Genomic DNA, 14,647 nt, shown 5'->3' with positions numbered 1-14,647 from the left:
TGAACCCCGTGTTAAAGCGTGTTACGGATGATCGTCTCCTGCCCGGGGAGCCCGCGGCCGGCGAGGACGGGCCCGCCCGGGCCGGGGCGGGGCCCGCCGACGTCGGCCCGGCGGGGCCGGGCACCGCCTCCGCCCCGGGCCGCCTCCGCCCCGGGCCGCCTCCGCCCCGGGCCGCCTCCGCCCCGGCCACCCCCGCCCCGGGCCGCCTCCGCCCCGGGCCACCCGGCCGCCGGAGCCGCGCCCCACCCCCGGCCGCCGGCCGCTGCCACGGAGCGCCCGTCGCGGTCGCGCCCCGGGGCCCGTCCGCCCTCCCGCTCTCCCGGTGATCATGAGCTCCGCACCGCCCCGACCGGGCCTCCGGGCCCCCTCCCGCGCGCCCGCGCAACGAATCTCCGTACATCGGGCCGAAAGCGCAACGAATCGATGCGCCCAGCGCAACGCTCACGGCTTGTCCGGATCGAACGTGCGAACGTACCGTTTTACGACCCCCACCCCACCTGTCACAGAGGTACGCCCATGCCCCCGCTGCGCACCGCACTCCTCCAGAGCTCCGGACGGCTCGGCGACACCGCCGAGAACCTGAAGCGGCTCGACGAGGCCGCGGCGCGCGCCGCACAGGGCGGGGCCGGGCTCCTCGTGACCTCGGAGATGTTCCTGACCGGCTACGCGCTGGACGTCCAGGAGGTGCCGGGGTACGCCGAACCGGCCGACGGCGAGTCCGCCCACGCCATCGCGGGCATCGCCCGCCGCCACGGGATCGCCGTCCTGTACGGCTACCCGGAGCGGGACGGCGACGCCGTCTACAACTCGGCGCAGCTGATCGGCCCCGACGGCGTCCGGCTGGCGAACTACCGCAAGACCCACCTGTTCGGCTGCTTCGAGCAGGAGGCCTTCACCCCCGGCGACACCCCCGTCGTGCAGGCGGACCTGAACGGCCTCCGCGTCGGCGTCATGATCTGCTACGACGTGGAGTTCCCCGAGAACGTACGGGCGCACGCGCTCGCCGGGACCGACCTCCTCCTGGTCCCGACCGCGCAGATGCACCCCTTCCAGTTCGTCGCCGAGCAGCTGGTCCCCGTACGGGCCTTCGAGAACCAGATGTACATCGCGTACGTCAACCGGACCGGCCCCGAGGGCGAGTTCGAGTTCGTCGGCCTCAGCTGCCTGGCCGGCCCCGACGGGGTCACCCGCACCCGGGCGGGCCGCGGCGAGGAAACGGTGTTTGGGGAGGTCGACCCCGAGTTCCTGAAGGCCTCGCGCGAGACCAACCCGTACCTGCGCGACCGCCGCCCCGGGCTCTACGCCTCCCTCGCCTAGGCCCTCCCGCTCCCCCCGCCCTCCCGCCCCGCCCGCCCTGCCGCAAGGAGACGTGCCCCCATGACGTCCACGGTGCCCACCACCGCCGTTCCGCACAGCGACGGCCAGCCGCCGATCACCATGTTCGGGCCGGACTTCCCGTACGCCTACGACGACTTCCTCGCCCACCCGGCGGGCCTGGGCCAGGTACCGGCGACCGAGCACGGCACCGAGGTCGCCGTCATCGGCGGCGGTCTGTCCGGCATCATCTCCGCCTACGAGCTGATGAAGATGGGCCTCAAGCCCGTCGTGTACGAGGCCGACCAGATCGGCGGCCGCCTGCGGACCGTCGGCTTCGAGGGCGCCGGCACCGAGGGCCTGACCGCGGAGATGGGCGCCATGCGCTTCCCGCCGTCCTCCACCGCGCTCCAGCACTACATCGACCTCGTGGGCCTGCACACCCAGCCCTTCCCGAACCCGCTGGCCGAGGCCACCCCCTCCACGGTCGTGGACCTCAAGGGCGAGACCCACTACGCCGAGACCATCGCCGACCTCCCGCAGGTCTACCGCGACGTCGCCGCCGCGTGGAACGCCTGCCTCGACGAGGGCGCCGACTTCTCCGACATGAACACCGCGATGCGCGAGCGGGACGTCCCGCGCATCCGCGAGATCTGGGCGAAGCTGGTCGAGAAGCTCGACGACGAGACCTTCTACGGCTTCCTCTGCAAGTCCGAGGCCTTCCAGTCCTTCCGCAAGCGCGAGATCTTCGGCCAGGTCGGCTTCGGCACCGGCGGCTGGGACACCGACTTCCCGAACTCCATCCTCGAGATCCTGCGCGTCGTCTACACCGAGGCCGACGACCACCACCGCGGCATCGTCGGCGGCTCGCAGCAGCTGCCGCTGCGCCTGTGGGAGCGCGAGCCCGAGAAGATCCTGCACTGGGCCCAGGGCACCTCCCTGTCCTCCCTGCACGACGGCACCCCGCGCCCGGCGGTGACCCGCCTGCACCGCACGGCCGGCAACCGCATCACCGTCACCGACGCCTCCGGCGACATACGCACCTACCGCGCCGCGATCTTCACGGCCCAGTCGTGGATGCTGCTCTCGAAGATCGAGTGCGACGACACGCTCTTCCCGATCGACCACTGGACGGCGATCGAGCGCACCCACTACATGGAGAGCTCGAAGCTGTTCATCCCCGTCGACCGGCCGTTCTGGCTGGACAAGGACGAGGAGACCGGCCGCGACGTCATGTCGATGACGCTCACGGACCGCATGACCCGCGGCACCTACCTGCTGGACAACGGCCCGGACCAGCCGGCCGTGATCTGCCTGTCCTACACCTGGTGCGACGACAGCCTGAAGTGGCTGCCGCTGTCCGCGAACGAGCGGATGGAGGTCATGCTGAAGTCCCTCGGCGAGATCTACCCCAAGGTCGACATCCGCCGCCACATCATCGGCAACCCGGTGACCGTGTCCTGGGAGAACGAGCCCTACTTCATGGGCGCGTTCAAGGCGAACCTGCCCGGCCACTACCGCTACCAGCGGCGCCTGTTCACCCACTTCATGCAGGACCGCCTCCCCGAGGACAAGCGCGGCATCTTCCTCGCGGGCGACGACATCTCCTGGACGGCCGGCTGGGCCGAGGGCGCCGTCCAGACCGCCCTGAACGCGGTCTGGGGCGTCATGCACCACCTCGGCGGCTCCACGGACGCCGCCAACCCGGGCCCGGGCGACGTCTACGACGAGATCGCCCCGGTCGAGCTCCCCGAGGACTGACCGCCCCGGGACCCAAGGCCACGGGCCGCCCCCGCGTACACGGCACGCGGCGGCGGCCCGTCCTCATGCCCCGGCGCGCCGTACGGGTGCGGGACGCGCCGGGGCCCGGGCCGGCCCGGGGCCGGGCATCCCGTCGGGGTCAGCAGACAGCGGCCCACCAGCCCCACACCGGCGTCGAGGGACTCCTCGAACTCCTCCGCCAGATCGGGGGAGCGCCGCAGGGTCCACAGCAGACGGGCCGAGGCCCAGGCGCCCGCGCGGGCCCGCTCCAGGCTCCAGGAGCCCAGCAGGTGGGTGAGCGGGTCGGCGACCTCCAGCAGGTCCGGGCCGGGCATCAGGTCCTCCCGGATGCGTTCCTCCAGGGCGACCAGGGTGTCCCCGACCTGGTGGAAGTCGGCCTCGAGGGCCGAGGGCGGGCAGTCCAGCGCGCGGCACGTGGACACCACCGCCAGCGCCAGGTCGTGCCCGATGTGGGCGTTGATCCCGGCCAGCGCGTGCTGGAGGGGGCGCACCCCCGGGTGGCGGCGGTACTGGAGCAGCGGGCGCCAGCAGGCCGGGGCCCGGTCCGACTCCACCGCCGCCAGGTACCGCTCCGCGAACCGGACGGCCAGCGTCTCGGCCCGGCGGGGCGCCGGGAACTCCCCCTGCCCGATCCGCCGGTACAGGGTGTCCGTCACGGTCAGGTAGACGCGGTTGAAGACGGCCACACCGTCCTGCGCGGGGAGCCGCTCGTCCAGGGCGCGCATCCGCGCGAGTACCGCTTCCATGTCAGGCAGCGTCCCAGCCGGAACGGCCCGCGCGGGGAACTTGGCCGTGCGCTTCGCCGGTTCGGGCGAAGACCCGTCAACCCCGCTTGTCCGACCGGGCGTCGTAGTCGGAGGTCCCGGAGTCGAGCAGGGGCTCCTGCTCCTTGAGGTGCGCGGGGGCGAAGCAGCGCAGCGCGTGGTAGCCGGTGATGACCACGAGGGTGCCGAGCGCGATGCCGCCCAGTTCGAAGCTGTCGGTGAAGTGCAGCTCGACCCCGCCGACGCCGATGATGATGCCGGCCGCGGCCGGGACCAGGTTCAGCGGATTGCGCAGGTCCACCCGGCCGCTGTGCCAGATCTGCGCGCCGAGCAGGCCGATCATGCCGTACAGGATCACGGTGATGCCGCCCAGCACCCCGCCGGGGATCGCGGCCACCACGGCCCCGAACTTCGGGCACAGGCCGAAGAGCAGGGCGAAGCCGGCCGCCGCCCAGTAGGCCGCCGTGGAGTAGACGCGGGTGGCCGCCATGACCCCGATGTTCTCGGAGTACGTGGTGTTCGGCGGGCCGCCCACCGCCGTGGACAGCATGGACGCCGCGCCGTCGGCGGCGATGGCGGTGCCGAGCTTGTCGTCGAGCGGGTCGCCGGTCATCTCGCCGACGGCCTTGATGTGGCCGGCGTTCTCGGCGATCAGCGCGATCACCACGGGCAGTGCGATCAGGACGGCCGACCAGTCGAAGGCCGGGGCGTGGAAGGACGGCAGCCCGATCCAGTCGGCCCTGGCCACGCCGGAGAGGTCGAGCCGCCAGTGGTCCACGGCCTCGGGTCCGCCCACCGTGGAGTGGATCTTCCCGAAGGCGAGGTCGAAGAGCCAGGAGACGGCGTACCCGAAGACCAGGCCGAGGAAGATCGCGACCCGCGACCAGAACCCGCGCAGGCACACCACCGCGAGCCCGGTGAACAGCATGGTCAGCAGGGCCGTCCACTGGTCCTGGGGCCAGTACGTCGCAGCCGTGACCGGCGCCAGGTTGAAGCCGATGAGCATCACGACCGCGCCCGTCACCACCGGCGGCATCGCCGCGTGGATGACCCCGGCCCCGAACCGCTGGACGGCCAGACCCGCGAGGAACAGTGCCGCGCCGACGACGAAGACCGCGCCGGTGACCACGGCGCTGTCGCCGCCGCCCGCCCGGATCGCGGCGGCCACGCCCACGAAGGAGAGCGAGCAGCCCAGGTAGGAGGGGACCCGGCCGCGGGTCGCGAGCAGGAAGACCACCGTCGCGACGCCCGACATCATGATCGCCAGGTTCGGGTCCAGGCCCATGAGGACCGGAGCGACGAAGCTCGCGCCGAACATCGCGACGACGTGCTGGGCGCCGAGCCCGGCGGTGCGCGGCCACGACAGCCGCTCCTCCGGCCGCACCACCGCGCCGGGAGCGGGCGTCCGCCCGTCTCCGTGCAGGGTCCAGCCCACGCCGAAGCCCATGTCCCACCACTTCCGTTCCGTCGGCCGATCAAGGATCCTGGCCGCCTGCCGTACGGTCACCGCAGCGGGCCAGCGCATATATTACGGCCGGATAGGGGCTGGTTCGTCCCGATTGGCGGACCCGGCCGCTCCCGCCGCCCGCCGGCCGTCCAGGGCGCCCGCCCCCGCGGTCAGCGCGCACGCCAGCAGGGTCACCAGCCCGAACGAGACCACCAGCGAGCTCGCGTCCGCCACGGCGCCGATCGCCGACGGCGCGATCAGCCCCGAGGTGTAGGTGATCGTCGCCACCCCGGCGATGGCCTGCGCCGGGGCCGGGCCGCTGCGCGCCGCCGCGGCGAAGGCCAGCGGCACCACCACCGCGATGCCGAGCCCGATCAGCGCGAAGCCCGCCATCGCCGCCGCCGGATGCCGGACGCCGACCACGAGCAGCCCGCCCGCGACCGCCAGCGCCCCGCCCGCCCGCACCGTGCGCACCGCCCCGAAGCGGTCGACCACCCGGTCCCCGGCCAGCCGGGCCAGCGCCATGGTCAGCGCGAAGGCGGTGGTGGAGGCGGCGGCCGGACCCGCCGCCGCGCCCAGCACGTCCCGCAGGTACACGGCCGACCAGTCCAGGCTCGCGCCCTCGGCGAAGACCGCGCAGAAGCCCACCCCGCCGATCAGCAGGGCGGCCCTCGGCGGCAGGGCGAAGCGCGGCGGGGCCTCCTCCTCGTGCCCGGCGCGCAGGTCGAGCACGCCCCGTACGGCGAGCAGCCCGGTGGCGGTCAGGGCCAGCGCCGCCACCAGGTGGTGGGCCCGGGCGCCGGCCCCCGCGTGGGCGGCGGCCGTACCGGCGGCCGAACCCAGCAGCGCCCCCACGCTCCACATGCCGTGCAGCGAGGACATGACCGAGCGGCCGAGCCGGTTCTCCGTCTCCACGCCGAGGGCGTTCATCGCCACGTCCGACATGCCGGAGGCGGCCCCGTACACGAAGAGAGCGCCGCCCAGGGTCCACAGGTCCGGCGCCAGGGCCGGCAGGACCAGCGACAGGGTCCACAGGGCCAGCAGGACGCGCAGGGCGGGGCGGGCACCGAAGCGGTGGCTGATCCGCCCGGCCAGCGGCATCGCGAGCGCCGCGCCCAGGGCGGGGAAGGCGAGCGCCAGGCCCAGCGTTCCCGCGCTCAGCCCGGCGTGCTCCTGGATCCAGGGGACGCGGGTGGCGAAGGAGCCGGTCACGGCGCCGTGCACGCAGAAGACGGCGGCGATGGCGTGGCGGGCGCGGCGCAGCCGCGCGGGGCTGAGGTCGGGTTCCCCGGTCATGCCGCATAAACTATCAGGGAGCCTGCCTGATAGTGAGTGGGCCCGCATCCCTAGGATGGGCGCCGTGACCCCTGCCAAGGTGCTGACCCCCGACGCGACGGCCGTGCCGTCCCCCGCCTCCCCGCGCACGGCCCGGGCCATCAACGACCGCCTCGCCCTGGAGCTCCTCCAGGAGCGGGGTCCCCTGACGGCGGCCCAGCTCAAGCGGCTGACCGGCCTGTCCCGGCCCTCCGTCGCCGACCTGGTCGAACGGCTCGGCGCGGCCGGGCTGATCGAGGTCGTGGGGGAATCCGGCGCGCAGCGGCGCGGTCCCAACGCCCGCCTGTACGGGATCGTCGCGGGCCGGGCCCACCTGGCCGCCCTGGACGTACGGACCGACAGCGCGACCGCCGTGGTCACCGATCTCCTCGGGCACCCGCTGGCGCGGGCGGCGCTGCCGGTCGACGCGGTCGGCGAGGCCGTGGCCCGCCTGGAGGAGCTGGCCCGGGAGGCCGGGGCACGGCAGCTGCACACCGTGGTCGTCGGCGCCCCCGGACTGGTCGCCCCGGCGAGCGGCGTCCTGCGCGACACCGGGGGGCTGCCCGCCTGGCACCGGGACCTCGTCGCAGCCCTCCAGCGGAGCCTGCCGGCCCGGGTGGTGGTGGAGAACGAGACCAATCTGGCGGCCCTCGCCGAACAGCGCGTCGGCGCGGCCACCGGCCTGGACTCCTTCGTCCTGCTGTGGCTCGGCGCGGGCGTCGGCGCCGCCGTCGTCCTGGACGGGCGGCTGCGCCGGGGCGCCTCCGGCGGGGCCGGGGAGATCGGCTTCCTCCCGGTGCCCGGTACCGCCGGGCTGCCCTCCGCCACCGACTGCGGCGGCGGCTTCCACTCGCTGGCCGGAAGCGCGGCGGTGGCCGCCCTGGCGGCGGAGCACGGTTTCCCGGGGCCCGTGGAGGAGGCCGTCGCCGGCGCGGCCGGGGAGGCCTTCCTGGACGCCCTCGCCGAGCGGCTCTCCCTGGGGGCGGCGGCCGTCGCCGCGGTCCTGGACCCCGGCTGCGTGGTCCTCGGCGGGGAGCTCGGCCGGGCGGGCGGCCCCGGTCTCGCCGCCCGCGTCGAGCACCGCCTGGCCGCCCTGACCCCCGTCCCGACGGCGGTCCGCGCCACCGCCCTCGGCGGCCCGGCCGTCCTGGAGGGCGCCCGCCTCGCCGCGCGGGAGGCCGCGCAGGACGACCTGTTCGGAGGCTGAGCGACGCGCGGCCCGCGCCCGGCGAACGGCCCGCCGGAACGTGACGGGCCGCGCGGGAGCCGCCGTACGCGGGAGGACCCGGTGGCCGCCGGGCCACCGGGTCCTCGTGTTCACCGTGCCGGAAGGGTCAGCAGGCGCCCTGGTCCTTCCAGACGCCCCACTGGCCGGTGGTGCCGGGCTCCTCGTTCTGCGTCCACCACTGGGCCTTCCAGGTGTGGCCCTTGTGCGAGACCACGCTGCCGGAGTTGTAGACCGTGCCCGCGACGTACGCCGGGCTGGTGCAGGTCCCCGGGGTGGTCGGCGGGGTGGTGGGGGGAGTGGTGGGCGGGGTGGTCGGGGGAGTGGTCGGCGGCTGGGTGCCGCCGGGCTCCGCCGTCGTGGTGCCGCGCGCCAGGTCACCGGCGAGGGCGTAGGTGGTGCCGGAGATGTTCACCGTCCAGTTGGAGGGCGTGGACACCGGCAGGTAGTAGTTGAACGCGAGGTCGACCGAGGCGCCCGGGGCCAGCGTCTGCCAGGCCGGGAGCTTCAGGGAGACCCGCTGGAAGTCGCCCTTGAGGCCGCCGACGTTGTTGCCGCTGTGGCCGGTGGCGATCACCTTGGTGCCGAAGCCGGACTGGTCCGAGGCGTTGGCCGGGGCCGAGGTGCCGTAGTCGAACTGGAACTCGGTGCCGCCGGGCAGCGTCGTCCTCGTGTTGTTGGTGATCTTGAGCTTGGGGGTGATCGGGTAGTTGGAGTCGCCCAGCTTGAACTCGGTGAACTCCGCCTTGATGTCCACGGCCTGCGCGGGCAGCGCCGCGCCCGCCTTCCTCGCGCCGTACGGGGTGGCCGTGCGGAACTTGTCGTACATCAGGGAGGTGAGCGTGTCGCCCATCTCGTACTGGCCCTTGGCCGCGTTGTAGGCGTAGTCGCCGGCCAGCTCCCAGACCATCGTGCCGCCGATGCCCTTGTCGATCACGTAGTCGGCCTTGGCCGCCACCGACTGCTCGTCCTCCGTCGACAGGAAGACCTTCTTCTGGGCGTTCCACAGCCACGGCGCCACCAGGGTGGAGTCGTACTTGCGGACGTAGCTGCCGGTCAGGGTGGTGTTGGCGGGGAAGCCGTACGTGGTGACGTAGTCGCCGACGACGCCCTTCTCCAGGTTCTTGGCGTGCCACATCGGGTTGGAGCCCGCCGGGGACTCGGCCCCGTTGGTGTCCTTGTCGTGCCACAGGTTGTCGATGCCGACCGCGCCGTCACCGCACTTGGTCAGGCCGGCGCCCGCCGGGCAGCTGGTGGCCGGGGCCTTGCCCCACAGGCCGTCCGTGCCGCCCTGCACGTTCTTGAAGCCGCGCGTGTAGTACGGCAGGCCGATGTTGATCCGGCCCGACGGCATCGAACCGCGGAAGTAGTGGTAGGCCCAGTCGGTGTTGAGGTAGCCGACGCCGCCGTACTGGGAGGTGGAGTAGACGCCCGCGGCGGCCAGTTCGGCGTCCTTGCCGTCGTCGAAGAGGGAGGCGTTGGGGCCGACGTACTCGTTCCACGCGCCGTGCAGGTCGTAGGACATGATGTTGACGTAGTCCAGGTACTTCTGCATCTGGAACGTCTCCATGCCCCGCAGCAGGTAGCCGGAGGAGGGGGCGGCGACGGACAGCAGGTAGTGCTTGCCGTCGGCGGCGCCCGCGCGGTCGAGCTTCTCGCGCAGGGTCCTCATGAGGACGTCGTAGCCCTTGACCAGGCCGGCGCGGCGGGCGTTGGACAGCTGCCAGTCCAGCGGGTTGCCCGCGTCCTTCATCGTGGTCGGGTACTCGTAGTCGATGTCGACGCCGTTGAACCCGTACTTCCGGATGAACTCGACGGAGGAGTCGGCGAAGGTCTCGATGCCGGCCGTGTTGACGGAGCCGTCGGCGTGGGTGGCCATCGAGTAGAACCCGCCGGAGGCGACCCGGTTCCCGTCGTCGCCGAAGTAGCCGCCGGTCTCGGCCCAGCCGCCGACCGAGACGAGGGTCTTGACGTTCGGGTACTGCTTCTTGAACTTGTTCAGCAGGTTGAAGTGGCCCTTGTAGGGGAGGGCCGGGTCCATCTCGGCGCCCGCGACGCCCGGCCAGGTCATCCCGGTGGCGGCGTTGTTCGCGTTGTCGGCGCCGACCGAGAGCCTGTTGTCGGCGCCCACGTGGGCGAAGGCGTAGTTCAGGTGGGTGACCTTGGACCACGGGACGTTGTTGACGAGGTAGGCGGGGCTGCCGTCCTTGCCGGTGCGCCAGCCGGTGAAGTAACCGATGACGCGGCGCTGGTGGTCGGCGCCCATCTTCTCGCGGCCTTCGGAGTCGTAGACCGAGCAGTACGGAACGTCGACGCCGGTGGTCTTGTACAGCCCGTCCGGGCGGCAGCTCTCGTTGTCGGCGGCGTGGGAGACGCCGGCCGAGAGCCCGCCGGCCAGCAGACCGGCGATCACCGCGCCGGATGCCAGCAGCATCGCTCTCGTACGTGTGGGGGACAGCATGGTGCCTCCTGGGGAGGGGAGGGTGGCGGGGCCAACGTGCGGCAACAGGCAGGAAGGTGGCGCTGGTTGGCCCGTGACGTGCGCACGTCGACAGGCCGGCTCCCGGGGAAGATGAAGGGAACGTTAAGAGGACTAGACCAACCCGTCAATAGGTCTGGACCAAAGCGCCGAGGGGCGGGATCCGGACACCGCCGGTACCGGAACGCCGCGCTCGAGGACGGCTCGCTTGTGAGTCAGGCCACAGCGCCTCGCCCGCATGGCCGCCGAGCGCCCGTGGCACACTGGCCCTAGTACCAGTAGCAGCGCACTCCGGGGTCGGTGTAATTCCGAACCGGCGGTATAGTCCGCGACCCGTCCGCATCCAGCGGCCGGTTGACCAGGTGAAATTCCTGGACCGACGGTTAAAGTCCGGATGGGAGGCAGTGCGCGGCGGGCCAGTCACCGGTACGCCGCCGTCGGCGGTCCATCGGCGTATCCCCAGCGGATACCTGCCGGACGGACCGATTCCCCGGCCCCGGCGTCCCCGCGTGCCACCCGCTTCATCTGTCGTATCCCGACAGGCCCCGGAGTCCGTGCCCGATGAGGCAGGAGGACCCCGGTGGCGACACACGCCGCGCAGGCAGCACCCGACCCGAGCGTCACCGCGATGCGCCGGGCCATCGAGCTGGCCTCCCGCGGACTCGGTTCCACCAGCCCGAACCCCGTCGTCGGCTGCGTCATCACCGACCCCGCCGGCTCCGTGGTCGGCGAAGGCTGGCACGAGCGGGCCGGCGGCCCCCACGCCGAGGTCCACGCCCTGCGCGCGGCGGGACCGGCCGCCCGCGGCGGCACCGCCTACGTCACCCTCGAGCCCTGCAACCACACCGGCCGGACCGGCCCCTGCGCCCAGGCCCTCATCGAGGCCGGCGTCGCCCGCGTGGTCTACGCCGTCCCCGACCCGAACCCGCAGGCCAGCGGGGGCGGAGCCGCCCTGCGCGCCGCCGGGATCACCACCGAGGCCGGGTTCCTCGCCGACGAGGCCGAGCGGGGCAACGCCGCCTGGCTCACCGCCGTACGGCTGGGCCGCCCGCACGTCACCTGGAAATACGCCGCCACCCTCGACGGCCGCAGCGCCGCCGAGGACGGCAGCAGCCGCTGGATCACCTCCCCCGAGTCCCGCGCCGACGTCCACCGGCTGCGCGCCGAGGCCGACGCCGTCCTCGTCGGCGGCGGCACCCTGCGCGCCGACGACCCGCACCTGGCCGTACGCGGCATCGAGGGGGCCGTCCAGCCGCTGCGCGTCGCCGTGGACACCCGCGCCGGCCTCCCGCCGACCGCCCGCGTCCTCGACGACGCCGGCCCCACCCTGATCGTCACCGGCGAGGACGCCGACACCTCGCACCTGCCCGGCGCCGACGTGCTCCGGCTGCCCCTGCACGACGGCCGCGTCGCCGTCCCCGAACTCCTGGAGCGGCTGTACGGGCGCGGAGTGCGCTCCGTCCTCCTCGAAGGCGGCCCCGCCCTCGCCGGAGCCTTCCTCGAGGCCGGGGCCGTGGACCGCGTCGTCGGCTACATCGCCCCCGCCCTCCTCGGCGCCGGCCCCGCCGCCCTCGCCGGCACCGGCATCACGAACATCGCCCACGCGGTCCGCCTCGAGATCACCGAGGCCGTCCGCACCGGCACCGATCTGCGCATCACCGCCGTTCCCGCCAACGCCCCCAAGGAGCACTGAGTGTTCACCGGAATCGTCGAAGAACTGGGCGAGGTCACCGCCGTCGAGCAGCTCGCCGAGGCCTCCCGCTTCCGCCTGCGCGGCCCCGTCGTGACCGAAGGCGCCAAGCACGGCGACTCGATCGCCGTCAACGGCGTCTGCCTGACCGTGGTGGACACCGCGGACGGGGAGTTCACCGCCGACGTCATGCAGGAGACCCTCAACCGGTCCAGCCTCGGTGCCCTGACCGCCGGCTCCCGGGTCAACCTGGAGCGCCCCATGGCCCTCGGCGGGCGGCTCGGCGGCCACCTCGTGCAGGGGCACGTCGACGGCACCGGCCGGATCGTCTCCCGCACGCCCTCCGAGCACTGGGAGATCGTCAAGGTCGCGCTGCCGGAGAACCTCGCAAGGTACGTCGTAGAGAAGGGCTCTATCACTGTGGACGGCGTCAGCCTCACCGTGGTCGAGGCCGCCACCGACTACTTCACCATCAGCCTCATCCCCACCACCCTCGCGCTGACCACCCTCGGCATCAAGCAGAGCGGCGACCCGGTCAACCTCGAGGTCGACGTCCTCGCCAAGTACGTCGAGCGCCTGCTGTCCGCCGGCGTGAACCCCCTCCACGCGAAGGAGACGGAGCAGTGACCGCCCTGTCCTGGCTCAACGCCCAGGCCTTCGAGGTCTTCGGCCAGAAGGTCATCTGGTCCGACATGATCGGCAACCTGATGGGCCTGGCCGCGCTCGCCCTCGGCTGGCGCCGCTCCCTGTGGACCTGGCCCGCCCAGCTCCTCTCCGGTCTGATCCTGGTCGCCGCCTACGCCTCCGCCCACCTCGCCGGCGGGGTCGGCAAGCAGCTCCTGGTGATCACCGTCGCCGTCTGGGGCTGGCGCGCCTGGCAGCTCGGCCGGCAGAAGGCTCAGGACGGTTCCATCGCCGTGCGCACCGCCACCTGGCGGGAACGCGGACTGCTCCTCGCCGGAGCGGCCGCCGGCACCCTCGCCGTGGGCGGCCTGTTCACCCTCTACCCGAACCTGTCGTGGAGCCCGTGGGCCGACGCCTACATCTTCGTCGGCACGATCGTGGCGATGGTGGCCCAAGCCCGCGGCCTCGTCGAGTTCTGGTTCGCCTGGCTCCTCGTCGACCTCGTCGGCGTCCCCCTCGCCTTCAACAGCGGCCTGGCCTTCTCCGGCCTCGTCTACGTCGTCTACTTCGCGCTCGTCCTGTGGGGCGCCCACGACTGGTACCAGCGCTCGCGCACCACCCCCGCCACGGCCCTCGAAGGAGCAACGGCATGACCACCATCCTCAAGTCCGTGCCGGACCCGGCCTCCCCGGAGGAGACCTTCCTCCTCGACCCCGTCGAGCAGGCCATCCGCGACATCGCCGCCGGCCGCCCCGTGGTCGTCGTCGACGACGAGGACCGCGAGAACGAGGGCGACCTCGTGATCGCCGCCGAGAAGGCCACGCCCGAGATCGTCGCGTTCATGATGAGCGAGTGCCGCGGCCTGATCTGCGCGCCGATGGAGGGCGACGAGCTGGAGCGCCTGGAGCTCCCGCAGATGGTCCAGAACAACACCGAGTCGATGAAGACCGCCTTCACCGTCTCCGTCGACGCCGGCGCCGAGCACGGCGTCACCACCGGGATCTCCGCCGCCGACCGCGCCACCACCCTGCGCCTGCTGGCCAACGGCACCTCGCAGCCGGGCGACTTCGTCCGTCCCGGCCACGTCTTCCCACTGCGGGCCAAGGCCGGCGGGGTACTGGTCCGCAACGGCCACACCGAGGCCGCCGTCGACCTCGCCCGCCTCGCGGGCCTGCGCCCCGCCGGCGCCATCGTGGAGATCGCCGGCGAGGACGGCGTCATGCTGCGGCTGCCCGAGCTGATCCCCTTCGCCCGCAAGCACGGCCTGACGATCATCTCCATCGAGGACCTGATCGCCTACCGCCGCTCCGCCGAGCCGACCGTGCGCCGCGAGGCCGAGGTCAGCCTGCCGACCGCCGCCGGCGAGTTCACGGCGTACGGCTACCGCTCCACCGCCGACGGCGTCGAGCACGTCGCCCTCGTCCACGGCGAGGTCGGCGACGGCGAGGGCGTCCTCGTCCGGATGCACTCCGAATGCCTGACCGGGGACATCTTCCAGTCCCAGCGCTGCGACTGCGGCCCCCAGCTCCAGGCCGCCATGGCCCGCATCCAGGCGGAGGGCCGCGGCGTGGTCGTCTACCTCCGCGGCCACGAGGGCCGCGGCATCGGACTGCTGTCCAAGCTGCGCGCCTACGAGCTCCAGGAGCTCGGCCGCGACACCCTGGACGCCAACCTGGAACTGGGCCTGCCCGCCGACGCCCGCGACTACGGCGCCGGCGCCCAGATCCTCGCCGACCTCGGCGTCCGCAGCGTCCGGCTCATGACCAACAACCCCGACAAGTCGGCCGCCCTCGTCCGCCACGGCATCGCCGTCTCCGGCCGGGAGTCCATGCCCATCGAGGCCGGCGAGCACAACCTGCGGTACCTGCGCACCAAGCGGGACCGGATGGGCCACGACCTGCCCTGGCTGGAGGGTGCCGTGCACACCTCCGCCTGCGGCAACCAGTAGCCACCCAGACAGCACCACCCAGACACACCACTCGTACACCCAGCGGAACGAAACACCGAG

10 protein-coding genes, 1 pseudogene and 1 riboswitch are annotated in these 14,647 nt (G+C 73.2%); of the genes and pseudogenes, 7 read left to right on the top strand and 4 right to left on the bottom strand.

The window, feature by feature from the left end:
- Window positions 1-516 precede the first annotated feature (516 nt).
- A complete protein-coding gene (locus ACZ514_RS16775) occupies window positions 517-1,317 on the top strand; it encodes a carbon-nitrogen hydrolase family protein (protein WP_468168864.1) in 801 nt (266 codons plus the stop codon).
- 60 nt (window positions 1,318-1,377) lie between these two features.
- Window positions 1,378-3,075, top strand: a complete 1,698-nt coding sequence (locus tag ACZ514_RS16770) for a flavin monoamine oxidase family protein (RefSeq protein ID WP_468168861.1) — start codon at window positions 1,378-1,380, stop codon at window positions 3,073-3,075.
- Between the two features lie 134 nt (window positions 3,076-3,209).
- Here the strand turns inward: ACZ514_RS16770 and ACZ514_RS16765 are convergent.
- The 3 genes and pseudogenes from ACZ514_RS16765 to ACZ514_RS16755 all read right to left on the bottom strand — a co-directional run.
- Window positions 3,210-3,842 (bottom strand): annotated as a pseudogene (locus ACZ514_RS16765) (DUF5995 family protein); the annotation flags it as partial.
- Window positions 3,843-3,918: 76 nt separating this feature from the next.
- Window positions 3,919-5,307 carry a uracil-xanthine permease family protein gene (locus tag ACZ514_RS16760; RefSeq protein WP_468168858.1) on the bottom strand — a complete coding sequence of 463 codons (1,389 nt, stop codon included), beginning with the start codon at window positions 5,305-5,307 and terminating at the stop codon, window positions 3,919-3,921.
- An 81-nt stretch (window positions 5,308-5,388) separates the two neighbouring features.
- A complete protein-coding gene (locus ACZ514_RS16755; RefSeq protein WP_469125040.1) occupies window positions 5,389-6,603 on the bottom strand; it encodes an MFS transporter in 1,215 nt (404 codons plus the stop codon).
- A gap of 55 nt (window positions 6,604-6,658) precedes the next feature.
- Between ACZ514_RS16755 and ACZ514_RS16750 the strand changes: the two genes are divergently transcribed.
- Window positions 6,659-7,828 carry an ROK family transcriptional regulator gene (locus ACZ514_RS16750; protein WP_469125039.1) on the top strand — a complete coding sequence of 390 codons (1,170 nt, stop codon included), beginning with the start codon at window positions 6,659-6,661 and terminating at the stop codon, window positions 7,826-7,828.
- A 127-nt stretch (window positions 7,829-7,955) separates the two neighbouring features.
- Here the strand turns inward: ACZ514_RS16750 and ACZ514_RS16745 are convergent, their stop codons facing one another.
- On the bottom strand, window positions 7,956-10,307 hold the full coding sequence (locus tag ACZ514_RS16745) for a chitinase C-terminal domain-containing protein (RefSeq protein ID WP_468168849.1): 2,352 nt from the start codon (window positions 10,305-10,307) through the stop codon (window positions 7,956-7,958).
- A 300-nt stretch (window positions 10,308-10,607) separates the two neighbouring features.
- Window positions 10,608-10,737, top strand: a riboswitch (FMN riboswitch).
- 216 nt (window positions 10,738-10,953) lie between these two features.
- Between ACZ514_RS16745 and ribD the strand changes: the two genes are divergently transcribed.
- The 4 genes from ribD to ACZ514_RS16725 are packed head-to-tail and all read left to right on the top strand — an operon-like array spanning window position 10,954 to window position 14,587.
- Entirely contained in the window at window positions 10,954-12,018 is a 1,065-nt protein-coding gene (gene ribD, locus ACZ514_RS16740; protein ID WP_469125116.1) for a bifunctional diaminohydroxyphosphoribosylaminopyrimidine deaminase/5-amino-6-(5-phosphoribosylamino)uracil reductase RibD, read from the top strand.
- Window positions 12,019-12,642 carry a riboflavin synthase gene (locus tag ACZ514_RS16735; RefSeq protein WP_469125038.1) on the top strand — a complete coding sequence of 208 codons (624 nt, stop codon included), beginning with the start codon at window positions 12,019-12,021 and terminating at the stop codon, window positions 12,640-12,642.
- Window positions 12,639-13,292, top strand: a complete 654-nt coding sequence (locus ACZ514_RS16730) for a nicotinamide mononucleotide transporter family protein (protein ID WP_468168840.1) — start codon at window positions 12,639-12,641, stop codon at window positions 13,290-13,292. The genes ACZ514_RS16735 and ACZ514_RS16730 overlap by 4 nt, the downstream gene beginning before the upstream one ends.
- Window positions 13,289-14,587, top strand: coding sequence for a bifunctional 3,4-dihydroxy-2-butanone-4-phosphate synthase/GTP cyclohydrolase II (locus ACZ514_RS16725; protein WP_468168837.1), 1,299 nt, complete (start codon window positions 13,289-13,291; stop codon window positions 14,585-14,587). The genes ACZ514_RS16730 and ACZ514_RS16725 overlap by 4 nt, the downstream gene beginning before the upstream one ends.
- Window positions 14,588-14,647 lie beyond the last annotated feature (60 nt).

Source organism: Streptomyces sp. NPDC034086, assembly GCF_055575515.1.
Note: the sequence above shows the minus strand (reverse complement) of the source record. Positions and strands in the feature narration are given on the sequence as shown.